The following is a 22,553-nucleotide window of genomic DNA, read 5'->3' as shown; positions in this document are numbered from 1 at the left end:
GCCGGGGATCAGGAGGCTCCGGCAAGCCCGCTCTCTATGTCTGGATATCCCGGTGTTGCCGCCAAAAGGAATTCATCGCGCATGACCTTCCAGTTTTCGACATTCATCCGGATAGCGAGCCTTATCGGCGCGGGTCTTGTGGTCACAAGTATGCAGCCCGCGATGGCGCAGGACGCGTCCGGAAAATCGCAGTGGCCGGACACGCCTTCCGCACGGTTGGAAGCGATTGCGGTCCTGCAGACGCTGAATTCGGATCTCCTCAGCAATGCCAGTGCCACGCTGACGCTCGACCGCTGGTGCGCCGCGCACGAGCTCGCGCCTGCGGGATCTAAAATCCTTGCACAGCGTGTCCTTGGTCAGGACAAGCCGGCCGACGCGCATGTCCGCGAACTTCTGGCCGTTGGCCCAGATGAACCGATTGCCTATCGTCGCGTTCGCCTGGCTTGCGGCGATCGCATTCTGTCTGAAGCCGACAATTGGTATGTCCCGGCAAAATTGACGACAGAGATGAATACGGCGCTCAATAGCTCGGACATCGCGTTTGGGCGCGCCGTTCAGGCACTGCACTTCACCCGCACGAATCTGTCAGCGAAACTGCTTTGGTCGCCGCTGCCTGAAGGCTGGGAGATGGGTGTCCCCGTTCCAGCGGCGAAGAACGATACGCTTAAACCGCCGCCCTTCGTGCTGGAGCACCATGCCGTCCTGAAGCTGCCTGATGGTACGCCGTTCAGCGCCTTGGTGGAAAGCTATACCGGCAGCGTATTGGATTTCCCGCTGCCTCAGATGCCGATCCAATAAGGTTACGGTCGTCGCCTGCCCTTAAAACATGGTGTGATGACAGGCCCTGATTTCTGCCGGCACAAAAGCTGAAGACATAACGTAATCGACGCGTCCAGGATGCGTTCGCGACGAGCCAGCTTGCGCCGAAGAGGTTGCTTCAACCTTGCGGAACATAGGAAAAAGCCAGTTTCACACAAGTCACTCTGGTTATCGTGGCGGCATCAGCAACGTGCGAGGAACCAATGAGCATCTTTGGTAGCATGAAAACGGCAGTTTCCGGCATGAACGCGCAGGCGAATAAGCTTAGCACGGTGTCGGACAACATCGCCAACGTCAACACAACGGGTTACAAGTCGGCAAGCACGAGCTTTTCCTCGTTGATCCTGCCGTCGGGCGGCGGCAACTATAACTCTGGCAGCGTCGAGACCAACGTCAGCTACTCCGTGACGCAGCAGGGCGACACCATTTCGACGTCGTCGAGCAGCAACCTGTCGATCCAGGGCGCCGGCTTCTTCGTCGTGCAGGGCGCCGACGGCAAGACCGTCCTGACGCGCGCTGGCGATTTCACGCCGGATGCCAACGGCAACCTCGTCAACTCCGCCGGCTACACGCTGATGGGCTACTCCTATCAGTCGGGCGCACCGGCAGTCGTCGTCAACGGCTTCGATGGCCTGATCCCGATCAACGTCAACCAGAACGGCCTTGCCAACCAGGAATCGACCTCGGGCAGCTTCACGGGCAACCTGAATTCGAATGCCACCGCGGTGACCGACGCAACGACTCTGCCGAGCAAAAACGGCGCTGGCGGTGCAACGGTGACGGCGAATACCCAGAAGAGCTCGGTTGTTGGCTATGACAAGCTCGGCAACACCGTGATGTACGACATCTATTACACCAAAACTTCGGCCGCCAGCCCTGGTAATCCCACTGCCACCCCGCCGGTCCCGGCAACACAGGACAAGTGGGAAGTCACCGTCTATCGCAATGATGACGCAAGCAAGACGGGCGGCACCTCGTTCCCTTATTCGTCGGGCCCCGTCGCCACGACTGACATCACCTTCGATGCCAACGGCAATCAGGTCGGAACGGCTGGTAAATTCACCATCACCGATCCTAAAACCGGCGGATCGATCGTGATGGACATGACGGCGATGACGCAGAAGGCCACCGACTTCAGCTCGAAGGGATCGACGAACGGACAGGCAGCAAGCCCAGTCACCGGCGTTACCATCGACAAGAGCGGCGTCGTCTATGCGAACTACAAGTCGGGCGATCCGAAGCCGATCTATCAGATCCCGCTGGCGACCGTTGCCAGCCCAGACAAGCTGACCCTTCTCAGCGGCAACGTCTATCAGGCAAGTGCTGAATCCGGCGTGACCGTGACGAGCTTTGCCAACAGCAACGGCCTCGGCTACATCCAGTCCAACTCGCTCGAAGCCTCGAACGTCGACCTGGCTGGCCAGCTGACCGACATGATCCAGGCACAGAAGAGCTACACCGCCAACTCCAAGGTCTTCCAGACAGGCTCGGATCTGATGGACGTCCTGGTCAATCTTCAGCGCTGATCTTTCTTTCGCGCGATCAAAGGGCCCTTCGGGGCCCTTTTTCATATCTGGATAACGCAATCGAACATGTTCAGCCGGTAAGTGCGCGGGAGCGCCGTGTGGTCCGGCAAGATCTTAAGCTCACGCTGCCTTTCGCCCCGGTAAGTCTTCATTTGCGCTTATGATGCTAGATGTCGCCGACCTATCAAGGACGGTGCGATGGTCATACTGGACAACGGCTTTTTCTCGAGTTTCGACTGCGGCCAGCGTATTGGGGCGATATACGTCTTCACGTTCCTGATACAGGTTCTCATGGTCGCGTCCTTTCTTTATCAGGTGCGCAGGCCCAATCGATACGGTCCCACGGTCGAGATGATTGACCGCCCTCCCCTGTTCACGCGACGGAGATTGACGGCTTACGCTATCTGGAGCGCGATTTTCGCCACCGTCTCTGCGATATGCGCGCTGCTTCCGACGACGACGGCGGTCTACCTGGACTCGACCTCCCTGGTGGAGACCGGTTGCTACGGCGCCGTCCCAAGCGAGTATCGGATGGATCGATCCAAGATAAAGGTCACCTTCGGGCACGATTCGGCATGGCTGAGCAAGCACTCCGTCCAAGAAACATATCTCACGGTCTCGCAGGCCGGAATGACAAGGTCGATTTTCATTCACCTTCAAGGTCGCCCGGCCAGCAAAGAACTGCTCCAGCTGGCGCCGTCCGCCATGGCGGACTATGCCCGTTATAGAGCTCTCTTCGGCTACCTTCCCTGACCGTACGCCGATGGCGATCTCGCTGCGAGCAGTGCGCGCACCGGCAAAGACCGTCCGGCTTCAGCAGGTATGCGGATCGTTTCTTCCGCGCAGAGCCAACCGTTTTTATATCGACGGTCCCAAGGAACGATAAGATCGGAAGCTTGAGTTCAGCGTCATACACGCAATCTTTATCGTGAGCCGCCCCATTTCACGTGGTTGTTAGGCTCTCGTTCAGCAAAGCAGCGCACAAGTATGGTTTATGAATCTAAACTTATCGCCGCCGCGATCGTGAGCAAGCACCTTTTGTGATGTTCTCTTGGCCGGTGGTGAGCACAGGTTCCCGATGTATAACAGGAGACTTACTCGAGTGCGGTTGAGATATGCCCCCCGCAGCATCACCAAGATGCTCAGCCTTTGCTCCATCGCCATCGGCATCGCTGCCACGCCGCATCTTGCTGCTGCAGCACAGCAGGCCGATATTCCGGCATGGCTCGCAATCCACGTAGGCCAGGGAGACGGCCAGATTGCCCGCCCTATTCTGCAAAGAGCGCGCGCGCTCTACATGCGAAAAGTGAGCGAAGGCAAGGTGAGAAACTCATGCTACTTTGCGATGGATGCCACCCGGCCCAATGATCCGGCTGATGGCGGCCGTTTCTATATCGTCTGCGAAGGCACTCAGACATTCCGTGTCGTGTCGTCCGGTCACGGCAGCGGCCGTAATCTGAAGGGCGTGGTCGACTTCGGCAACGGCCGCATGTGCGCCAAGAATTTCGGCAATGCGATGGATTCAAACCTGACGACCGGCGGCTCCTATATGACTGAGGAGACAAAGACGAGCTTCAAAGGGTATTACCAAAGCTCGGCGACCAAGGATGTCGCTTATCTCCGCACCTTTCTTCAGTTCGATGGCGAGGGCGAAACTGCAAATGCGCGCCAGCGTGCGATCGGAGGCCATGCTGCGGCGAAGGTTGCCGGTATCTGCATGAAGAAGGATCCGCAAAGCCCCTATGCAAACCGCGAAGGTTACGTTCCGCTTGGCAAGCTGGTCGAATATGCCGGCGGCCGCAGCGACGGATGCACGAGCTGGGCGGCTTCGGATGCCAACCAGATCATCTCGATGGTCAAGGACAATCCGACGACACTCTACATCTATCCTGAATCATCCGACATCAATGCGGTTGCCAAAGCCGTCGCGGCCGGTCAGTCGGCGTCACAGGCTGGATTGTATTGGAATGACTCCTGCCTGAAGTCGATCGGTGCTCCGAAGTTCTGGAAGAAAGAAACCTTGGAACCCGTGATCGTTCAATACAAGAAAGACCACCCGGCACCGCCGGCGAAGCCCATCCCGATCTGCCAGTAAGGCTCAGGTACGGGGATAGGCGAACCAATGTCCTTTCGAGGCACTCCGATGTCTCGGAAGGACGCTGCGGATGGGATACCATCCTGGACAACTCACCTCGCCCTCTGAAAAGCATGGACTTTTGAAGAGGAATGGAGCATAAAAGCTAAAGCATCAGGCGATAAAGAACTGCTTTTGGTCCCTCTTTGGACCCGTTCCTGCGGATTTTATCGAGTTTTCATCTCCTTCTTTTTATTAGCCTAAATCCTCGAAGCGGAAGCTATCTGAGCTTTCTCTTCCACCAGCGATATACTGGGCGCAGTACTCCATCGCCAGAACGCGCTTTGTCATTCGAAAAGCGTAGTTTTGACGTCGGGAATCTTGGATAAGGCGTAACTGTCAAACGGGCAGCAGCACCCCTGCTAAAGCAGCGTTTTGATCGCGATCTAAGCCATTTTTCGACCCCCCACAGCGGTGTTGGAGCGAAGAAGGGACATCAGCATGGGCCCGATCGCAAACTCGCCCTTTTGCGTTCGACGCGTCAGATCACGCAGATACGCGCCAGCCGATTTGATGTGCGCGGTTCTTTGCAAGATGCAAGCAATGACGGTCGCGGTGTTCTCAGGCCCCATGATGGCACAAGCTTCCTGATGTGCTGCGGGGCTGATCTCAAGCATCGATTTCACGAATACGGCTGCCGAGATGAAGTCGCGCCAATTGGTGATCTGACCTGTCGGGGCATAAGCTGCAATGTCAGGGCATGCTCGCATGATGAGGTCCAGAGGGAATGATTTCAGAGGCGGATAGCCTTCTCCAACGCTTTCCTGAGCTGCGACAGACACAGAAGAAAATTGACCTCCCTGATTGCTGCTGGCGATTGCGATGGAATTAGGTAACTCCACTCTTGGCGCCGTCAGAACCGCGGACAACGTCATTTCTGGTTTTGCCGGTGTTGCTTCAGATTCAATTTTGGATTCGGAGTCTGAATTCTGTATGTGCCGCTCATTTTGATGGTGATTGGCGCTTAATTTTTGTGTTTTTGCATGGTTTTCCAGATGGTTGACGATTTCTGCGTGAAGCCTTGTGAGCTTTTCGAGCAACTGCTCAAGCTCTGCGGCGTTTGGAGCGCGGGGGAGGCCGTCGATGAGATAACGGAAACCGGAATGAATCCTTTCCCAATCGCCCGCTACGGCCTCTACAATGGCGGTTTCGATGAGTTTGGCGGTATCCCTGCGAAGAAGGCTGATGCGCTCACGTAGGCCCTGGATATGAAGGCGCTCTGCAACGACTTGGGCGGCCAGCCGCTCGATTTCTTCCGCTCGAGACACAAGAGGAGCCAGTGAGAAGCCATAGGCCTCATGGACGTCCCCTGCCCTCGTCCTGCGAGCATAACGCTTGCCGTTCGGACTATCACGCCGAACGATCAATCCGGCTTCGACCAGGGCTGCCAGATGACGCCGGATCGTCTGTTCTGCCATGCCATGGGCCCGCAGAGACAATTGCGCATTCGAGGGGAATACGACCAGATTGGCATCGTCCGAAAGCTCGGTCTTCGGATAGAAGCTTAAAAGCGCGTTGAGAACCGCAAGGGCTCGATCTGTGACACAGAAGAGCGGCTTGGCTTCGCAGAGCGCGCGATAGATTTTCCACTTGTCGACCGATGTAGCTGGCTTGTCATGTGGTGCTCGTCTTTGAGCCATCAACATGGCAAGCGTCATCGGCCGCCGCCCAAAGGGCGTCGTCACGTATTCGGCTTCCATTTTCTTTCACCTACGTTGTGGCAAAAGAAATCTGCTCACCAAAACGATGCCAAATACTCTTGACTGTGATTCGGGGAAGTGCGATTCTAGATTTGCTTAAGATCGAGAAGGGCTTCCACGACGACGTCGTTTGGGGGCCTTTTTCTTTTGCGGGTTACGTTTCCTTCTCTTGTTGGAACTCAGCGAAGAGAGATTTCAGTCTCTCCTGCACGAACTGATCGAAACCAGGCGCTGCCTTGCTATCGAAAACAAAGGTGGCGCGCGCTGGCGTTCGTTTGAATGTTACGGGTACGCCCGAGATGGTCGACGGCGCGGTGGCCGTCTCGCTCGACGTCGGCTTGCTGCTCGCCAATGTCATGGCCAGCTGAAAGCGCTCGTTGCTTGATATCTTACGGCTGTTGTCCGCGGACAACTCGCCAACGATCGGCTCGATTGCAACGCTTTCCAGATGCTCACCAAGTTCCAGCCAACGTCTGCGACCGATATCCGGTGCCGGTCCGATCGCACTCACGAGGGTCAATGGGACCTGGCGCATCACGATCAGCATCTTGGACAAGGCCGCCTTATCCACGCCGAGCGACGCCATGATGATATCGCGGCCAAATTCACGCTGTTCCAGGCGCAAGGCGAAAAGTGCGCGCTCGATGTAGGAGAGGTTCGTGCGTGCGCTGTTTTCCTGGCCTTGGCTGACAACCAGCTGGTCATCACTGAGCTCGCGGACGACAGCGCGGACCTTGATGCCAAGCTCCTTAGTCGCCGCCAGTCTGCGATGCCCATAGGCGACCTGATAACGTCCCTTGGCGTCCGGATGTGGGCGCACCAGAATAGGCACTTGCTGACCGTGCTCGCGGATCTGATCGACAAGTTGCTGGAGATCGACAGGATCTATCTCCAGGCGATCGGTAACGAAGGAGCCGTCGATGAGGGCAGGATCGATATCAACGACCGTCTGTCCCTCGGAAAGCTGCCTTTCGAGATCGCTGGCGCGCTCCATCTTTTCCGTGATGTTGCCCAGGGTCCGCGTGATGCCGCCAACAGGCCCGCCCGTTCGTGTCTGCGGCAGAAAGCCGGCAATGGGACGATTGTCCTTCGTGGAAACTGCGTCAGCACGGCTCGTGTTCGGAGCCGAGATTTCGAGCAGGTTTTTGCGAGCCATCTATCTATTTCCTTCCCCACGTCATGCGGATATGGGCTTCGATCTCGCCATTCACGAGATTGAGCGAATCCAGCGCGCGGTCATAAGTGCCCCTGGTGAACTGGGCGCGTTCAACTTCGTAAAGCGTCTGCTTCGTCACGCCAGCATCGGCAACGGCCGTCGATTTGACCATGGCATTGGTGAGCATGCGATTGCCGAAGATGGCCTTCATGAAGCCGGTCATCTGGCTCTGGGGCCCGTCATTCGGCTCAAAGCGCGTGATGAGATACCGCATCCAGTCGTAGCTCGTGCGTCCGCCGGCCTTTTCGACGACGGACATCAGTTCGCTCGTCATCGTCAGGAACTGGGACATCGACATGACATCCAGCATCTGGGGGTGCACGGTGATCAGCATCGAGGTTGCCGCACAAAGCGCCGACATCGTCAGGAAGCCGAGCTGCGGCGGGCAGTCGATCACGACGACGTCGTAGAAGCTTTCGATCTCCGTCAGGGTTTCGCCGATGCGAGCAAAGAACATCGTCTCTGCCTTGCCGGCGGCCATGGCACGCGGCGTCTCGTGCTCGAATTCCATGAGTTCGAGATTTCCCGGGATGAGATGAAGGTTCGGCGTGTAGGTGGAGCGGACGATCTCCGAGATCGGTCTCGGCGCCTCATAGCGGATGGCCCCGTAAAGCGTCTCGCCATCGCCGACATCAAGTTCCGGCTGATGCCCGAACAGGGCGGACAGTGAAGCCTGCGGGTCGAGATCGACAGCGAGGACGCGATAGCCCCTCAACGCAAGATATTGCGCAAGATGGGCCGCTGTCGTCGTCTTGCCCGATCCGCCCTTGAAATTCATCACGGAGATGACCTGGAGCTTTTCGCTGCCGCGCCGGGATGGGACATATTTCGGTGTGCCATTCCGCTCGTCGAGAACCTTGCGGATCTTGTCCATATCCTCGGCGGTGTAGAGCCTGCGTCCATTTGCAAGCGGGTCCGGGCCGTGGCCCTCAGCAGCGATCTGGCGAAGATAGCCCTCTCCTATGCCGATGAAGGCAGCCGCTTCCGCAGGCGCAAACATCCGCATGGTCTTCTGTGATTGAGGCGGAAAGACTTTTGCCTGATGTTGCTGGAGCTGGTATGACAGCTCTTGCGCATCTGTCGCCAGAAGCGTCGGAAGGTGCTCTTGATCGTCTTGGAGTGCGAGACTCGGCTGCATAGTGGTTTTCCCAATTAACTGCGCAATTGTGACGGAAAGCTGTCGAACTACGCAGTTATAATATGCTCCGATTCGTGTCCATTTTACAAATGCTTAAACTATTGGCAGATTTTAGCGCTTTTGCTTGCCGGCTTGCTTCTTAGGCAGGCTGTCGCAAGTGTCGGATGAATGATGTTTCGGCTCCGTAGTGACAAGAGTCGACGGTTCATGCCGATGCTCGGAACTTTAGGGATTTCAGGGCCTGCGAAAGGACGTAGTCCGCGGACTACTGCTATCTTGGGGATGATGCGCATTGGCGATCATCATGCGCTCTGCGGCATGGCCAGCGCAATGCAAGGCGGCGCTCGACCTTGTGGTCCGCGGACTACGCTGCACTCCAGCCGATTTCTAGGGGGGATGGTCGTCATCAACCGCGCATGACATAGTAAGCGGCGGAACCGACCCGCTGCCGCGCATCGGCCCTACGGCTCAGGATGGTTTTTCAGTGTGGCTCAGTTGTCGCAGATAATCTGCTGTGGAGCAGGCGCGTTACCTGGCGACGCCATCGGAGAGTTTTCGGCGACCAAGAAGAGAGGCCCGGATCAAATCGGCCTTGCTGACGACAGGCGCGGGCGGCGCCTTCGGCTCGACGGGGGCAGGGGCCGGTTTGCTCTGTGTTTGCTTCAGCACCACAAGGCGTTTCTGGGCGGCTTGGCGGTCATCCGCCGATAGGGGCTCGGTCGGGTTGCCGTCGATGTTGTGACGCATGGAGTCGGATTGTGCGCATGCGAAATAGTATTGCTTGGAGTGAAGAAACGCGCTGGTCGCTCTGCGAAGGGACATGACGGACATATCGGGTCTGAGAAGCGGACGAATTTCATTCCAGAGGCCAAGCGCGAAGGGTCGGATGAGATCGCCGGGCTTCTGTGGCAGAATGCCAATATGGTGAACCAGAAGGGTATTGATGGCGTCGGCCTTCTTGATGTCCAGTGCCGTTGCCACGATGGGACCGTGATTCGTCATCCGGGATTCTTCCATAGAAATCATTCCTCTGCCTCAAAACTCATTACGAACTCATTGTGAAGCGATTTTGACGGGATGGCGCATAAACCATCTTCATTATCGGCTTCTCCATCGAGCCGGTACCCATATATGAAGAAGTAATAGCGGCAGCAAGTTCTTGGTTAACGAGATTTTTATAGTTGAGCGGATAGCCTGCACCAGGCCGCGGAAGGTATTGAGTACGCGGCACCAATCCTAGCGGAAATCAGCTGTCTGCAAAGAATAAATTTGCTGATGCGACCAATTGCTCGGTGTGCGCAAATTTGTCGGGTTTTGTTTGTCGACGCCGATTAATGTCGTTAACTTATCGTTGGCGTCGACCGCTGTCGTTAACGGTACTTCAGTTCTAGGTTTGAGAAGCTATTTCCACGGTATCAGAAGCGGGAGAGGGTCCGGAAGCATTAGATGTCACGTGGCCGTCATTTCAAGGATGTCCCATCGGCCCTGATTGATGAGTATCGTTTCCGCCGATTTTCAAGTCAGCCGTAACTTCTACATCTCCGTTCGATGTTCCTCGGCAGCTCATGTTGAAGCTTTGGCATTGACGGAGACCTGCCGTAGATCTCAATTGGGGCTCTATGATCGGGAATTTTGGCGCGGATGTTTTCAGCTCCCCGTTCATTCGCGTATTGAGCCGAGACGGGATGGCTGTCCTTCACTATGCGCCCAAGGCGCTCTGCAGCTACCCCATCGGTGTATATAGAATGAGAAATAAGTGTGTTCAGGTGCAACGCTGCCAACAAATGTAGTTGGAAGTTGCCCGCGGACTACTGCGGTAAGCGTTCAGGAAAAATGGTCCCTCTTTACTAGCAGTGGCATTCTGATTGCCTTGAAGAGTGTCATCAGTAGATGCTATCACTATAAAGCGCTTTGTCTTCATAAATTTCTAGGCGCTTGCAAATCCATCCCGTTGAGTTTCGAATTGAATTCGAGGTTTGATTGGTCTTACCTCGTCGTGCCTCAATCGAGCGCTGCGAGCTTTTTGCTCGAAGCTTGGTATCTTGAAAGGCCACACATCTATGTGCGTGTTTTATGTTGCCTACGTTCGGCTTCAATTGCACCATTCTTGAGACGTTCGAGATGGTGTAGGCAAGCGACCTCGATTTTCGCGATTAGTTCCGTAACTCGGCCTGATAGTCAGATGAGAGCTTCACGGGTGATCTCGTAGTGCTTTGGATAGCTTGCTTTGACGTAGGCTTCGTTGACGACGTTGAACCAAGCGGCGTAACGCTGCTGATCGCGCGGCCAGATCTCGGAAAGCTCCTGCACTTGTCCTTCCGCTAGGCCGCGAAGGTGTTTGATATTGTGCAATGCCGGACTGTAATTGATTAAGACTAATAAGAATGACGTATAGGCCTGCTCGATTGACTGATGCAGCAGAAAAGCGGCCTGTTTTAGGCCCCTTCGTTCAAAAGGAAATTCGCAGTTTTGGCAAATATTCGCGCATTAGGTATCCGATCCTCGTAGTACTCTGTAGCAAAACTGTAAGCGTCGGCTGGACGTAGCAGAACTGGATTGGAAAGCGGTTTTTCATCGACTTCGTAAAGGACGATATCATCGCGCCTAAGGTCGACGAAGAAGTACCCGCCTTGTTCCAGCCGCATATTGACTTCCCGAAGCGAGTGCACGATGAAATTTACTGGCGTTGTGGGCTGCCTTTCGCTCATTAAGCGATTTTCCGCTCGTTCCTACTAAGTGCTGAAATCCGAAAGTTTCCTATTGTTGACGACCACAAGCAGATCAAAGTACCGAGCGGTACCCCTTTTTGGTATGGGGGTCGTCCACCCAGCCGCCGCGGGCGTAAGAACCAAACAAGATAATTTTGAGGATACGGCCGCGTTTCGTAAACTCGGCTGAGGCACCCTTCAGGACATCATCGAACTCCTCTCGCAGCAACTCCACGACTTGATGTAGCTTGTGCTGCTCGACGGGTGGCAAATGATCGATCGTTGACTTCATAAGCACCGGCTTAGACTTTCGTGGGATAGGAGAGGCATACCGGAGCTTGCGCTTCGAATCCATACGGTGCTCCTACCTAAGAAAGATTGCAACATAAGTGCTGCATCAAAAATGCGTGCCGCATTGCTCAAAATGGAAGGATACCTACGATCGTGGCCGGAATATAACTAATATGACGGCCAAAACATCCTATTATGATGCAACAAGCTACGTTCAGCATAACCGCGGCACAAGGGAGGGAGTTCTCTGTCTATCTCGCCTAACGTCGATTGCTAATGTACGCCGAGTTGGCTAGCTTTGCGGGTGATTTGCCCGGTTGAGCTCGGACAATCGCATCGTTCAAAATATGAAATTTAACTAATGACTATCGATACTTGATACTTATCGATGGTTATCACACTAACCCGCAATCATACCATGTGAGGAACCTCAATATTCCGATAGAGTTCCTATAAGAGATCGTTTACCATAAAATCAATGGCTTATGATCTTTCGAAAATTCCAATTTTGAATTTGGTTCAGCCGGCTTTTGACGCCGGTATCGCCCTCACGCGTCTCGACGAGCGCATCGCTCGCTCATCGGCCGGCGCTGGCTTTCTCGAGCGGCAAAATTTCGCCGATGCCTGCGCCTCCCTCTGGATCGACGGCGAGCTCGTTCACCTCGAGGACCTCGTTCTCCACGACGCGTTTCGCGATACGCGCACACCCACCCACGAACTCACCATTGCCCGCGACGTGTTGCGAACCCGCCGGCGTATTGCTGGCCAGGTGCCGGACTGGGCCCTATCACCCGACGGTTTGCGGACGCTCCGGCAGACCTCGGAGATCACAGCCGCCGGCACGGGCCTGGAGGAGGCGGCAAGCACCATGCGGCCCGCGGTCCCGGCCGATCCGGAAGGGGAGGGGGACGATGTCGATGACCTCGGAAATCTCCCCGGCGTCGATCTCGCCGCGATCGATGCGGTGCTCGCGCGATCGGAGGCGGCAATCGAGGGCGCAAAACGTCCCGGCCGCGCCGGCAGCAACAGACCGTCCGACAAGGATCCTCTGATCTACGATCTCGACTGGGACGAGGATGCCCGGCTCGACGAATGGCGCGGCGTGCTGCGCCAGGCCGAACACCTGCCGGCGATGCTGCAGGCGATCGTTGCCCTCGATGCCTGGAACGAGCTGTCCGTGCTGCAGCACGCGCCATGGCTTGGCCGGCTGTTGTCCGCTTCAATTCTGCGCCAGGCAGGCATCACGTCAGGCGCCCATCTCGCCGCTATCAACTCCGGCCTCAAAACCATTCCCGTCGATCGGCGCCGGCATCGCGATCGCGATACCCGGTTGCTCGCCATCGCCCAAGGGCAATTGGCGGCCGCTGAGACCGGCATGAAGGAGCATGACCGGCTGACGCTGGCAAAGACAATGATGGACCGAAAGCTCGAAGGACGGCGAACGTCGTCAAAATTGCCGGAGCTGGTCGAGCTCGTCATGGCAAAGCCGCTGGTGTCGGCCGGGATGGTGGCCAAGACGCTCGACGTGACGCCGCAGGCGGCGCGGCGGATCGTTTTGGAACTCGGCCTCAGGGAGATGACGGGGAGGGGGAGGTTTCGGGCGTGGGGCGTAATCTAAGCTCAAGCGTTCAGGTGCCGACCCATATGATAAGCCGGCCGATAACGCTTCCATTAAATGGCGACCACAACCTTAATCATTTTGTGACAGGAGAGAACGAAAGTAGAATCACCGGGCGATTTGCAGATTTTTGGCGAGAGGTGTCACCATGGCGATGAATTCGACGATCGAATGGACCGACCACACTTTCAACCCGTGGACCGGCTGCACCAACATCAGCCCAGGTTGCGACAACTGCTATGCCGAGGCTTGGGCCAAGCGGTCCGGTCAGGTCAAATGGGGCAACTCGCCTCGCAAGCGCACGACAGAGAGTTATTGGAAGGCTCCGCATATGTGGCAACGCAAGGCCGCAGAATTCGCGAGCGTTCACGGTCGCAGGCAGCGCGTCTTTTGCGCTTCGCTTGCCGATGTTTTCGACAACCAAGCTGATCCGACGTGGCGTGAAGATCTTTTCAAAGTCATCCGTGCAACCCCATCGCTCGATTGGCAGTTGTTGACCAAGCGCCCGCAGAATATCCAGAAAATGCTGCCGGCCGATTGGGGGAGCAAGGGATATTCGAATGTCTGGCTAGGCTTCACTGCTGAGGATCAATCCCGTTTCGATCAAAGGAAGAGATTCCTCTCTCTCATCCCCGCTCGTGTCTGGTTCGTGTCCTACGAGCCGGCGATAGGTCCGCTTCGGATATCACATGGCGATCCGAGGCCGGACTGGCTTATCAGTGGCGGAGAAAGTGGCCCGCGCGCTCGCCCTATGGTGAGCCAATGGGCGCGAGACATAATTGCCGATTGTCAGGAATTCGGTATCGCAGCATTTCACAAGCAATGGGGGGCGCCTGGCAATAATCCGCTTGTGCAAGAGCAAGGAATGTCGCCAGCGCAAGTCAAAGAAATTGATCCTCATGGCAAAGGGGGAGGTCTTGTTGATGGCAGGTTGGTGAGGGAGTTTCCAAAAGGCTGCGAAAAGGCAGATAAGGCCGCCTGAACTTGACAGCTCTACATGTCGAACGCAACTTAGACGTGGTTGGCATGGGAGTCGCGACAATCGCCGAATTTGGATGGAAGCTAGGCAGTGAGCTGCCGCCTCTTAGCGCTCACAGCGGCGCGAAATTGCGTCTCATCGAGACCTATCTTCAAAATTATTTCCCAGCAACGCTCGTGAGCCACGCCCAGGAGAGACAGCGCATCACGTTGGTCGACGGATTTTGCGGAGGTGGTCGATTTAGTGATGCCGGCGAGCTTGTCCGCGGCACACCACTTCTCTTCCTGGATGCTGTAAACAAGGCTCAGGTGGAAGCAAATGTCGGGCGGACAAAGCCGCTCACCATCGACGCCGAATATCATTTCGTCGACAGCAAAAAGGACCACATCGACTTTCTTCGGGAGGAGCTGACGAAGGAAGGCCACCTTGCTGCGATCGGAAAATCGGTATTCCTTCATCACGCAAAGTTCGAGGTCGTGTTCCCGGATATCTGTCGCAGGATCGAACAGCGCACGCGCGGCGGCGTGGGGCGCTCGATTTTCCTCCTGGATCAAAAAGGCTATTCGGACGTCGCCTTTGAAACCGTTCGAAAGATACTCCAGTTCTCGGCGGGCGAATGCATCCTCACCTTCGCCGTCGGCTGGCTTATCGATTACCTCACCGACAAACCTCAAACCGTCAACCGCCTTGCGCCGATTGAAATATCCGAAGATCAGCTCCGCGAATTCCTTCGCTACAAGGGCGAGCATGGTGGACGTTATGTCATCCAACGCCTGCTGCTGCGGCATATCTCAGGCATGACAGGCGCGAAATTCCAAAGCCCATTTTTCCTTAGATCAAAAGAGGCTCGGAAGGATCTATGGCTAGTGCATCTCTCGAACCACCTGAAGGCCAGGAACGTGATGGTCGACAGCCATTGGCTGATCAATAACCAGTCCTTGCACCAGGGGCACGGTGGGTTGGAGATGCTCGGCTTCAATCCGAATCTCGATCCAGGCAATGCTCCGGATTTTTGGTTTGGACCCAAGGACGAGGAAGTCATGAAGGATCGGTTGGCCGACGATTTCATGCGCCGGATCCGCGATACGCACGGTGACGCACCGGTATCTTATGGTGACTTCGTAACATCGATCGCCAACGAGACGCCTGCTCGCCTGAGCGATATCGATAAGGTTACGGCGCTTCTGGTCGGGGAGAAGGAATTGGATCTCCGCAACGCGGCCAATTCACCAAAGCGCACATCTGCTCCGATCTATAGAGACACGATAGGTGTCTCTCAGCAAACGCGCTTGTGGCCGGCGCGGGCGCTTTGATCTTCGTGATCTCGGATAAGGTATCCATCTTCGTGGTAACCGCGACCAACTCGTCAACTTCGTTGAGTGAGGGCTTGTTGAAGATGAGATTTCGGGCGGCTTGTTTTCCTTTCTTTTCAGGGTTACTGGCGATGGAATTACGGGAAAACGCTGAACGAGTAGCTGTGATTAAGTGGTCTGACCCGCTTCGCATCTATTATTTTTTGATCCTTGGCGACGAGGAGTTGCCAGCTCACATGTCGCCCTTTCAAGGCCTCGGTTGAGGGTCAGATGCCACGACGTTGACGCGACTGCTGCGACCGATGCGGATGGAGCGGTGGAAGACGAATCTCTCCAAAGCTGCGGGAATATTTCGAGCCCAATATGCATGTCTTCCAAAAAAATATCATATAAAACAATAATATGCCTTTAGGTGGAAGAAAAATTAACTGAGAGGCGTAGAAAATCTTCCGCGTCGAGTTATAACTCAATGGCAAATGAGATCGGAAGCGCTTGTGGCAGCTGTGGCATCAAAACTTGAAAAAGACATTTTAAACCTGGCTCGCATAGCGCTCTCGGGGAGGCCGCAGGATGTCTTGCAGATGGTACATCGCATGGCGAAGGCACATCGCGAGAACGCGCCAGAACTTGCGACGGGGCTGGTCGAGCTCATGCGGGAAGCTCCGACCCAGGCATCTCCGCTGCGCCGTCAAACGGAAGCTGTTCTCCCAACCGACACAGACACCCGCTTCTCGCTGCTGCGGATTGAAGAGACGCCCACGCTCGATCACGAGCCGGTTTTTTCCGTGGAGATCGGCCGGTCTTTGGATCGGATTGTCGACGAGCGGACACATCTGGACGCTCTTCTAAAGGCGGGATTGGAGCCGACAAGTTCGGCAATCTTTACTGGACCGCCTGGTGTTGGCAAAACCATGGCAGCGCGCTGGGTTGCGCGATCGCTCAATCGACCACTGCTGATCCTTGATCTGGCAGCCGTCATGAGTAGCTATCTCGGTCGGACCGGGACCAACCTTCGGCATGTTCTAGATTATGCAAAGTCGATGCGGTGCGTCTTGCTGCTCGATGAACTGGACGCTATCGCAAAGCGGCGAGATGATCGCGGCGAGATCGGGGAATTGAAACGGCTTGTCACTGTCCTGATTCAAGAAATTGATGACTGGCCGGCAACCGGACTGCTGTTGGCGGCGACCAACCACGCAGAGCTTCTCGATCCAGCGATCTGGCGACGCTTCGATCACGCGGTCGAGTTTCCGATGCCGGATCCACAGGCGATCAGGGTCTTCGTGAAGGCTGCTCTCAGTCCCTATATGGAAAAGTCGGACGAATGGGCTGGGATCATGGCTGGAACGATGGCCGGTAAGTCCTTCAGCGATATCGATCGGGATATTAAGTCTGCGCGTCGGCTTGCGGCCATTCACGGTGGCGATTTGGCCAGCTATCTGAAGGATTTCATCCGTCCGGACCAGTTGGCGAAACCGGAACGAATTGCGCTGGCGCGGACGCTGGCTGGAGAGAAGCTGATGTCGCAACGTGCGGCGCACGAATTCACCGGTGTTGCACGCGAGACGATTAGAGGTGAACCTTCCAAACCCAAGGCGAAGCCGGAGCGAAAGCGGAAACAGGATGGCAAAGCGCAACTTTCTTCTGGGCAAAGGTGAGCGGCTCACCAGTAGCGTAATCGTGCGAAGTGGCCCACCCAATAAAGTGGCGCCCTATACCTTCGCTGAAGCGCGTGCTCGCCTGTCGCCGATGCTTTCAGCCACGGTCGTGACCCTCGATGAATTGCCTGCGGCTGCATGTCCGCAAGATCATGCGGTCGCGTCTGTGACGCTGAACCCGGAATATATTGCCAAATCCTTCTATCCCGGCGCATTGTTAAAGCAGACGGGTTTGCTGGCCGTCGGCAGCCGGCCGCGCCGGATCACCCCGGCCAAAAAGTCGAAAGGGCGCGAACCCACCGAAACACTGACGACCGAGCTTTTCTTGCTCGGTCCTCGATCAGCTTTCCGCCAATGGCAGGGCGCGTTGCCACGATGGGACGACGACACCAGCGTTGCTGACGACATGATCACGATCGAGGAGATCGCGGCCCCAACCGTTGACGACAAGATCAAGGGGCCGTTGCCAAGGGGCAGGGAGGCGGTCTTCGAAGTCGTTCTGCACACTGATCCACTCCTCGGCGAAACCCAGATCTTGCCAGCTTTTGACGTCTATCTCGCGACCCTTGGCATCGAGCAGGATCTTTCCAAGCGCTTTTACGCCGGTGGTCTATGCTTCGTTGAAATCGAGGCACCCGTTGATCTCGCCGATGAAATTGCAACATTCACGATCGTTCGTGCAATCAGGCAGATGCCGCGGCTTCGGATCTTGAGACCTGCCTTTCGAACGTCGGGACTGCCATCGCAATCGATCCGGTTGCCGAGCGAACCCGCGGTGGATCCCTCGATCAGAGCTGCAATTTTTGACGGCGGCCTCCCCGACGACCATGTCCTCGATCCATGGGCGACTTCGATTGAAGGCCGACATATCGGTGGATCTCATCCTGTGCTGATGAGCCATGGTCTGCAGGTCACGTCAGCTTTTCTTTTCGGATCGCTCGATCCAGCCGGGCCGATCGACGTTCCGTATTGCAATGTTGATCACTACCGGGTGCTTGATGCCGAGCCGGGGCAGGATCCACGCGAGCTCTATGAGGCGCTGGAGCGCATCGACTACGTCTTGAATAATCGGCCATACGATTTCGTCAATATTAGCATCGGTCCGAGCCTCTCCATCGAGGACGACGACGTGCACGCCTGGACCGCGGTTCTCGATGAGCGCTTCGCGCTCAACGACACGCTTGCCACCATCGCCGTGGGTAACAATGGTGAAGGTGACGCCATAATGGGCTTCAATCGTATCCAGGTTCCGTCCGATTGTATCAACGCACTGGCGGTTGGCGCAGCAGATTCTCCCGGCACAACCTGGCAGAGGGCGGCTTACAGTGCTGTCGGGCCTGGGCGAAGCCCCGGCCTCATCAAACCCGACATTGTTGAGTTCGGAGGATCGCTTCCGAGGCCGTTTCTCGTTGTTGCTGAGGGCCCGGTCGGCAAACTTGAGCCGACTGGCGGGACGTCTTTCGCTGCCCCCAGCACTCTGCGACTCGGCGCTGGTTTACGAGCCCATTTTGGCGGTGCGGTAAATCTCCTTGCCGTGCGATCACTTTTGATCCATTCGGCCGAACCAAGCGACCTTCCGCACGCGGAAGTCGGTTGGGGTAGGGTAGCGCGCACGATCGACGAGATGGTTCTGTGCGATGACAACACGATCCGGGTGATTTATCAGGGCGCAATATCGCCGGCCAAATATATTCGGGCTGCGGTTCCTATGCCCGACACAGAGCTCGCCGGCATGATCGAGATTACCGCAACACTTTGCTATAAATGCCAGACGGACCCACATCATCCCGGCAACTACACACGGGCAGGTCTAACCGCCACCTTCCGTCCGCATGATGGGAGGTTCAAGGCTGACGAACAAGTCCATGCAAACTCGAAATCGTTCTTTGGCGATCCTGGTCTGGATGCGGCCGAAGACGAATTGCGCCGTGACGCCTGGAAATGGGAAAACTGCCTGCACGCTTCCAGACGATTCCAAGGCAGGAGTCTGAGCCGTCCGTGCTTTGACATTCACTACAATGCCCGGCTAGAAGGCCGAAACTTCGCACCTGACGAGCAATTGGCTTATGCGTTGGTTATCACCGTTCGCGCAAGGAAAGTGGCCGATCTTTACGACCAGATCGTCCGCAAATACGCGACCGTGCTTGAGCCGATCAGACCCATCATCGATATCCCGGTGCGAACCTGACCCCTATTTGGTGCTTCGCAAGAAACGAAGATACTCGAGAAGTTTTGCGTCTTCTTCGGGCGTCAGGTTAAGCTCGGTGAAGCTATTGTGGGCAGGAGGATTGGGCTTTTGCGTCTTTGACATGACAGCATAACCCGCCATCACCATCAGTTGCTCGTAGTTGATTTTATAGACGACCGCGAGTGAATGGAGGACGTTCGGGGACGGTTTCTTGATCTTGCCGTTCTCGATTTGGCTGAGATAAGCGTTTGAAACTTCGCGCTTCGTTGCCGCCTCCACCTCTCTCAGTTTCATGCCCCGATCCTCGCGAATCGAAGCTAGATATTGCCCGAGATTCGGAAGGGTCGCCGGTTTTTGTTCGGTGTCCTGATTCATAACCATCTGATAACATATTGATTTGTCTTAAATAATACGCCCGCGTGCTCATTCTGTCAAGCATGCTAATTTTTGCTTGACATATCAAGCAGGCTTGTGACACCATGCATACATTGGTCGACGAGGTCGGCTGCAGCACATGAAGGACAAAAAAATGAACATGCATGAAAAGGGCAACGACCCGGGCGAGGAACAGATCCTCGATGACATCATTGATCTCGAAGAGTATGCCAAGCTCGGCAAGCAGCCCCCACTTGCCAAGGGCTATCGCCTTCAGGTCAACGGCAAACCGTACGTGATCCAGAAGCCGAACCCGACCGGCTCGGAAATCCTGACGCTCGCAGGCCTTCTCCCTGCCAAGGACTATACCCTGCGACTGAAGATGGCTGGCGAACGTCCCGAGAAGATCTCTCTCGATGAAGAGGTTGACCTACGTCGCAAGGGCATCGAGAAGTTCAAGGCGCTGCCGCGCGATCAGACGGAGGGCTGAAGCAATGGAAATGCGGCGTGCTTTTGATCTTGGTGTGGAAGACGAGGAATTTCTCGCAACCTACGAATGCCCGTGGGAAACCATCGCCGATGGTTCGTCCTGGGTTCTTATCCACGAGTTTACGGTGCCTAAGGGCTATAACCACGAAAAGGTTACGGCCGCCATCCGGATCGAGGCGGGCTATCCGAATGCTCAGCTTGACATGGTCTATTTCTATCCTCCGCTCAGCCGCCTCGACGGACAGCCGATTGGCTGCTCCGAAGCGCAGCAGCCGTTGGATGGCAAGATCTACCAGCGCTGGTCGCGACATCGAACCCCTGCCAATCCGTGGAAGATCGGTTTCGACAATCTGGGAACCCATGTTTTCCTGATCGAAGAATGGCTGGAACGGGAGTTCGAGAAATGCCCTGCAAGGTAACGCTCGCGCTATCAGGCGATCAACACGCACATCTGAAAAGCTTTCTGTTCCCCGGTGACGGGTACGAGGCTGTAGCCATCCTTCTCTGCGGTCGCCGGGACGGCGACCGCAGTCATCGGCTGACGGTACGAGAGATTCACGATATCCCTTATGAGGAATGCCTCGAACGGTCCTCAATCGGCGTCGTCTGGAGCCCCGACTACATTGCCGGCATTTTGGATCGAGCTGCTGAGAATGGGCTTTCGGTTATCAAGGTCCACAGCCATCCGGGCGGCTATCCGCAGTTTTCAGATGTTGATGACGTCGGCGATCACAAGCTACTGCCCATGATCCGAGGTTGGGTGGAAGCCGATATTCCGCACGGGAGTGTCGTCATGCTGCCAACCGGGGAGATGTTCGGCCGAGTGCTTGTTGATGACAATGACATGCGCACCATCAGCGGCATCAGTGTCGCCGGCGATGATTTGTTGTTCTGGTATCCCAACACGGGTGATGTTGAGATGCCGAGTTTTGTCGCCTCTCACGCGCAAGCCTTCGATGAGGGAACGATCGAGCGGCTCCGCAAGCTGTCTATCGGCATTGTGGGTTGCTCCGGTACCGGCAGCCCGGTTGTTGAGCAGTTGGTGCGTCTTGGAGTGGGCGAAGTCGTCATCGTTGACGACGATCCGATTGAGGACCGCAATGTGAACAGGATCATCAACTCAACCATGAGCGACGCAAAGGTCGGCCGAAAAAAAGTTGACGTCGTTGGCGATGCCATCGAGCGGATGGGTTTGGGCACCAAGGTTGTTCGGCTGCCTCGCAATCTCTGGGACCCTGACGTTGTTCGGACCATTGCCCAATGTGACGTGCTCTTCGGATGCATGGATACGGTCGATGGACGATATCTTCTGAACTGCATCGCGAGCCAGTATCTCATACCGTACTTTGATATCGGTATCCGGCTCGATGCGGTCCGCGACGGATATAACCGCGGCCAGATCCGTGAGGTTTGCGGCACTATTCATTATCTGCAGCCGGGCCGCTCCTCGTTGATGAGCCGCGATCTGTTTTCTATGGAAGATGTGGCTGCGGCTGGCCTTCGCCGGACCGATCCCGATGCCCACCGGCGGCAACTGGAAGAAGGATACATTCGCGGCGTCGTTAATCGTCGGCCGGCGGTGATCAGCGTCAACATGCTCGCGGCCGCTCTTGCGGTCGATGAGTTTCTTGCCCGGCTTCATCCGTTTCGGGAATTGCCGAACCGGGACTACGCGAGCGTTACCTTCAGCCTCGCGAGCATGGAACTCTTCTACGAAAGCGAAGCGGGGATCTGCCCGATCCTTTTGCCGAAGACTGGCTTCGGGGATACTAAGCCCCTCCTCGGGATGCCTGAACTCGGAAAGCGTAGCTGATGAACTGGATTACTCAATTCCTCACATGGCTGCGCCTGCTATTCGCTGGCTGGATTAACCCGCCCTATAAAACAATCGTGGTCCAAGCCCTTCTGCCGGAAAAGCTGAAAAGGAAGACCATCTACATTGTGGAAGAGGACGGCTTCGAAGAACAGGCAGCCATGCTTTGCCCGCGCTGCCGTAATCACGTTCTCCACATGAACCTTCTCCCGGATGAACGGCCGTGTTGGACAATTACTTGCCACGACGACGGAACCGCATCGCTTCATCCGTCAGTTTGGCGGAAAAAGGAGTGTGGAGTGCATTTCTGGTTCAGGCGAGGCCGAGTTCGTTGGACTTGATGTAAGTTGAACGATCGACGCCTTTAATGGAATCGAAGCACCCATGGGCCTGTGGCTAAGGCTGCAGATCAACAGTAAGGGCAAGTGCCGAAACATTATCCGGTACCGTGAATAGCCCAAGCTGACCTGACAAAGGAACGGGGTTCAGCAACTTTCGTGGTCGCTCAAATCGCCATCCGAAGGCTTTATTCGGCATCGGACCTGGTACCAAGTGTTCCGATCGGAGACGGCTCCACAATGCTTGTGT

Annotated in this window: 22 protein-coding genes; 13 read left to right on the top strand and 9 right to left on the bottom strand. The window is 56.0% G+C overall.

Features of this window, described 5'->3' with window-relative positions:
- Positions 1-81 precede the first annotated feature (81 nt).
- From HGP17_RS14985 to HGP17_RS14970, 4 genes are all read left to right on the top strand, one after another.
- On the top strand, positions 82-798 hold the full coding sequence (locus HGP17_RS14985) for a hypothetical protein (protein WP_168810251.1): 717 nt from the start codon (positions 82-84) through the stop codon (positions 796-798).
- A gap of 224 nt (positions 799-1,022) precedes the next feature.
- A complete protein-coding gene (locus HGP17_RS14980) occupies positions 1,023-2,345 on the top strand; it encodes a flagellar hook protein FlgE (RefSeq protein WP_168810249.1) in 1,323 nt (440 codons plus the stop codon).
- A 198-nt stretch (positions 2,346-2,543) separates the two neighbouring features.
- Positions 2,544-3,098 carry a hypothetical protein gene (locus HGP17_RS14975; protein ID WP_168810247.1) on the top strand — a complete coding sequence of 185 codons (555 nt, stop codon included), beginning with the start codon at positions 2,544-2,546 and terminating at the stop codon, positions 3,096-3,098.
- 349 nt (positions 3,099-3,447) lie between these two features.
- Positions 3,448-4,440: a murein L,D-transpeptidase catalytic domain family protein gene (locus HGP17_RS14970; protein WP_168810246.1), complete on the top strand. Its 993-nt coding sequence runs from the start codon at positions 3,448-3,450 to the stop codon at positions 4,438-4,440.
- Between the two features lie 425 nt (positions 4,441-4,865).
- Here HGP17_RS14970 and repC read toward each other — a convergent pair whose 3' ends face one another.
- The 7 genes from repC to HGP17_RS34025 all read right to left on the bottom strand — a co-directional run bounded on the left by repC (position 4,866) and on the right by HGP17_RS34025 (position 11,596).
- On the bottom strand, positions 4,866-6,179 hold the full coding sequence (gene repC / locus HGP17_RS14965) for a plasmid replication protein RepC (RefSeq protein WP_168810244.1): 1,314 nt from the start codon (positions 6,177-6,179) through the stop codon (positions 4,866-4,868).
- Between the two features lie 154 nt (positions 6,180-6,333).
- On the bottom strand, positions 6,334-7,335 hold the full coding sequence (gene repB, locus HGP17_RS14960) for a plasmid partitioning protein RepB (RefSeq protein ID WP_168810241.1): 1,002 nt from the start codon (positions 7,333-7,335) through the stop codon (positions 6,334-6,336).
- Between the two features lie 4 nt (positions 7,336-7,339).
- On the bottom strand, positions 7,340-8,533 hold the full coding sequence (repA, locus tag HGP17_RS14955) for a plasmid partitioning protein RepA (RefSeq protein WP_168810239.1): 1,194 nt from the start codon (positions 8,531-8,533) through the stop codon (positions 7,340-7,342).
- Between the two features lie 528 nt (positions 8,534-9,061).
- Positions 9,062-9,550, bottom strand: coding sequence for a ProQ/FINO family protein (locus HGP17_RS14950; RefSeq protein WP_168810237.1), 489 nt, complete (start codon positions 9,548-9,550; stop codon positions 9,062-9,064).
- A 1,161-nt stretch (positions 9,551-10,711) separates the two neighbouring features.
- Complete coding sequence (locus HGP17_RS34035; RefSeq protein WP_348648953.1) at positions 10,712-10,939, bottom strand: hypothetical protein; 228 nt, start codon at positions 10,937-10,939, stop codon at positions 10,712-10,714.
- A gap of 29 nt (positions 10,940-10,968) precedes the next feature.
- Positions 10,969-11,241, bottom strand: coding sequence for a hypothetical protein (locus HGP17_RS34030; RefSeq protein ID WP_348648944.1), 273 nt, complete (start codon positions 11,239-11,241; stop codon positions 10,969-10,971).
- 73 nt (positions 11,242-11,314) lie between these two features.
- Positions 11,315-11,596 carry a hypothetical protein gene (locus tag HGP17_RS34025; protein WP_348648943.1) on the bottom strand — a complete coding sequence of 94 codons (282 nt, stop codon included), beginning with the start codon at positions 11,594-11,596 and terminating at the stop codon, positions 11,315-11,317.
- 414 nt (positions 11,597-12,010) lie between these two features.
- Here HGP17_RS34025 and HGP17_RS14940 point away from each other — a divergent pair, with 414 nt between their 5' ends.
- Positions 12,011-13,150: an RHE_PE00001 family protein gene (locus tag HGP17_RS14940; RefSeq protein ID WP_168810235.1), complete on the top strand. Its 1,140-nt coding sequence runs from the start codon at positions 12,011-12,013 to the stop codon at positions 13,148-13,150.
- A 148-nt stretch (positions 13,151-13,298) separates the two neighbouring features.
- Positions 13,299-14,132 (top strand): DUF5131 family protein, encoded by an 834-nt coding sequence (locus HGP17_RS14935; RefSeq protein WP_168810233.1) that lies wholly within the window; start codon positions 13,299-13,301, stop codon positions 14,130-14,132.
- 80 nt (positions 14,133-14,212) lie between these two features.
- Here HGP17_RS14935 and HGP17_RS33745 read toward each other — a convergent pair whose 3' ends face one another.
- Positions 14,213-14,917 carry a hypothetical protein gene (locus HGP17_RS33745; RefSeq protein WP_246704109.1) on the bottom strand — a complete coding sequence of 235 codons (705 nt, stop codon included), beginning with the start codon at positions 14,915-14,917 and terminating at the stop codon, positions 14,213-14,215.
- A 78-nt stretch (positions 14,918-14,995) separates the two neighbouring features.
- Here HGP17_RS33745 and HGP17_RS33740 point away from each other — a divergent pair, with 78 nt between their 5' ends.
- The 3 genes from HGP17_RS33740 (at position 14,996) to HGP17_RS14920 (ending at position 19,288) form a co-directional block, all read left to right on the top strand.
- Positions 14,996-15,442: a hypothetical protein gene (locus tag HGP17_RS33740; RefSeq protein ID WP_246704108.1), complete on the top strand. Its 447-nt coding sequence runs from the start codon at positions 14,996-14,998 to the stop codon at positions 15,440-15,442.
- A 581-nt stretch (positions 15,443-16,023) separates the two neighbouring features.
- Positions 16,024-17,100, top strand: a complete 1,077-nt coding sequence (locus HGP17_RS14925) for an ATP-binding protein (protein WP_246704107.1) — start codon at positions 16,024-16,026, stop codon at positions 17,098-17,100.
- Complete coding sequence (locus HGP17_RS14920) at positions 17,066-19,288, top strand: S8 family peptidase (RefSeq protein WP_168810227.1); 2,223 nt, start codon at positions 17,066-17,068, stop codon at positions 19,286-19,288. The genes HGP17_RS14925 and HGP17_RS14920 overlap by 35 nt, the downstream gene beginning before the upstream one ends.
- A 3-nt stretch (positions 19,289-19,291) precedes the next feature.
- Here the strand turns inward: HGP17_RS14920 and HGP17_RS14915 are convergent, their stop codons facing one another.
- Positions 19,292-19,663, bottom strand: a complete 372-nt coding sequence (locus HGP17_RS14915) for a helix-turn-helix transcriptional regulator (protein ID WP_168810225.1) — start codon at positions 19,661-19,663, stop codon at positions 19,292-19,294.
- A 154-nt stretch (positions 19,664-19,817) separates the two neighbouring features.
- Between HGP17_RS14915 and HGP17_RS14910 the strand changes: the two genes are divergently transcribed.
- Genes HGP17_RS14910 through HGP17_RS33935 form a run of 4 tightly spaced genes read left to right on the top strand, consistent with a single transcriptional unit; the run spans position 19,818 to position 22,306 of the window.
- Positions 19,818-20,153 carry a multiubiquitin domain-containing protein gene (locus HGP17_RS14910; RefSeq protein ID WP_168810223.1) on the top strand — a complete coding sequence of 112 codons (336 nt, stop codon included), beginning with the start codon at positions 19,818-19,820 and terminating at the stop codon, positions 20,151-20,153.
- 4 nt (positions 20,154-20,157) lie between these two features.
- On the top strand, positions 20,158-20,571 hold the full coding sequence (locus HGP17_RS14905; protein ID WP_168810221.1) for an E2/UBC family protein: 414 nt from the start codon (positions 20,158-20,160) through the stop codon (positions 20,569-20,571).
- Positions 20,481-21,965 carry a ThiF family adenylyltransferase gene (locus HGP17_RS14900; protein ID WP_348648942.1) on the top strand — a complete coding sequence of 495 codons (1,485 nt, stop codon included), beginning with the start codon at positions 20,481-20,483 and terminating at the stop codon, positions 21,963-21,965. The genes HGP17_RS14905 and HGP17_RS14900 overlap by 91 nt, the downstream gene beginning before the upstream one ends.
- Entirely contained in the window at positions 21,965-22,306 is a 342-nt protein-coding gene (locus tag HGP17_RS33935; RefSeq protein ID WP_281412762.1) for a DUF6527 family protein, read from the top strand. Before HGP17_RS14900 ends, HGP17_RS33935 begins: the two co-directional genes overlap by 1 nt.
- The last annotated feature ends 247 nt before the right edge of the window (positions 22,307-22,553 follow it).

Origin of the sequence: Rhizobium sp. P38BS-XIX (genome assembly GCF_012641435.1) — a bacterium.
Lineage (GTDB): Bacteria > Pseudomonadota > Alphaproteobacteria > Rhizobiales > Rhizobiaceae > Rhizobium.
The sequence above is the reverse complement of the archived record's forward strand: the minus strand, read 5'-3'. Positions and strand labels throughout refer to the sequence as shown.

What these genes read in the sequence shown, in the direction of transcription:
- HGP17_RS14985 (WP_168810251.1), top strand. Translation starts at nt 82, where the DNA reads ATGACCTTCCAGTTTTCGACATTCATCCGGATAGCGAGCCTTATCGGC.
- HGP17_RS14980 (WP_168810249.1), top strand. Translation starts at nt 1,023, where the DNA reads ATGAGCATCTTTGGTAGCATGAAAACGGCAGTTTCCGGCATGAACGCG.
- HGP17_RS14975 (WP_168810247.1), top strand. Translation starts at nt 2,544, where the DNA reads ATGGTCATACTGGACAACGGCTTTTTCTCGAGTTTCGACTGCGGCCAG.
- repC (WP_168810244.1), bottom strand. Translation starts at nt 6,179, where the DNA reads ATGGAAGCCGAATACGTGACGACGCCCTTTGGGCGGCGGCCGATGACG.
- repB (WP_168810241.1), bottom strand. Translation starts at nt 7,335, where the DNA reads ATGGCTCGCAAAAACCTGCTCGAAATCTCGGCTCCGAACACGAGCCGT.
- repA (WP_168810239.1), bottom strand. Translation starts at nt 8,533, where the DNA reads ATGCAGCCGAGTCTCGCACTCCAAGACGATCAAGAGCACCTTCCGACG.
- HGP17_RS14950 (WP_168810237.1), bottom strand. Translation starts at nt 9,550, where the DNA reads ATGGAAGAATCCCGGATGACGAATCACGGTCCCATCGTGGCAACGGCA.
- HGP17_RS34030 (WP_348648944.1), bottom strand. Translation starts at nt 11,241, where the DNA reads ATGAGCGAAAGGCAGCCCACAACGCCAGTAAATTTCATCGTGCACTCG.
- HGP17_RS34025 (WP_348648943.1), bottom strand. Translation starts at nt 11,596, where the DNA reads ATGGATTCGAAGCGCAAGCTCCGGTATGCCTCTCCTATCCCACGAAAG.
- HGP17_RS14940 (WP_168810235.1), top strand. Translation starts at nt 12,011, where the DNA reads ATGGCTTATGATCTTTCGAAAATTCCAATTTTGAATTTGGTTCAGCCG.
- HGP17_RS14935 (WP_168810233.1), top strand. Translation starts at nt 13,299, where the DNA reads ATGGCGATGAATTCGACGATCGAATGGACCGACCACACTTTCAACCCG.
- HGP17_RS33745 (WP_246704109.1), bottom strand. Translation starts at nt 14,917, where the DNA reads ATGCCGCAGCAGCAGGCGTTGGATGACATAACGTCCACCATGCTCGCC.
- HGP17_RS14925 (WP_246704107.1), top strand. Translation starts at nt 16,024, where the DNA reads ATGGTACATCGCATGGCGAAGGCACATCGCGAGAACGCGCCAGAACTT.
- HGP17_RS14920 (WP_168810227.1), top strand. Translation starts at nt 17,066, where the DNA reads ATGGCAAAGCGCAACTTTCTTCTGGGCAAAGGTGAGCGGCTCACCAGT.
- HGP17_RS14915 (WP_168810225.1), bottom strand. Translation starts at nt 19,663, where the DNA reads ATGAATCAGGACACCGAACAAAAACCGGCGACCCTTCCGAATCTCGGG.
- HGP17_RS14910 (WP_168810223.1), top strand. Translation starts at nt 19,818, where the DNA reads ATGAACATGCATGAAAAGGGCAACGACCCGGGCGAGGAACAGATCCTC.
- HGP17_RS14905 (WP_168810221.1), top strand. Translation starts at nt 20,158, where the DNA reads ATGGAAATGCGGCGTGCTTTTGATCTTGGTGTGGAAGACGAGGAATTT.
- HGP17_RS33935 (WP_281412762.1), top strand. Translation starts at nt 21,965, where the DNA reads ATGAACTGGATTACTCAATTCCTCACATGGCTGCGCCTGCTATTCGCT.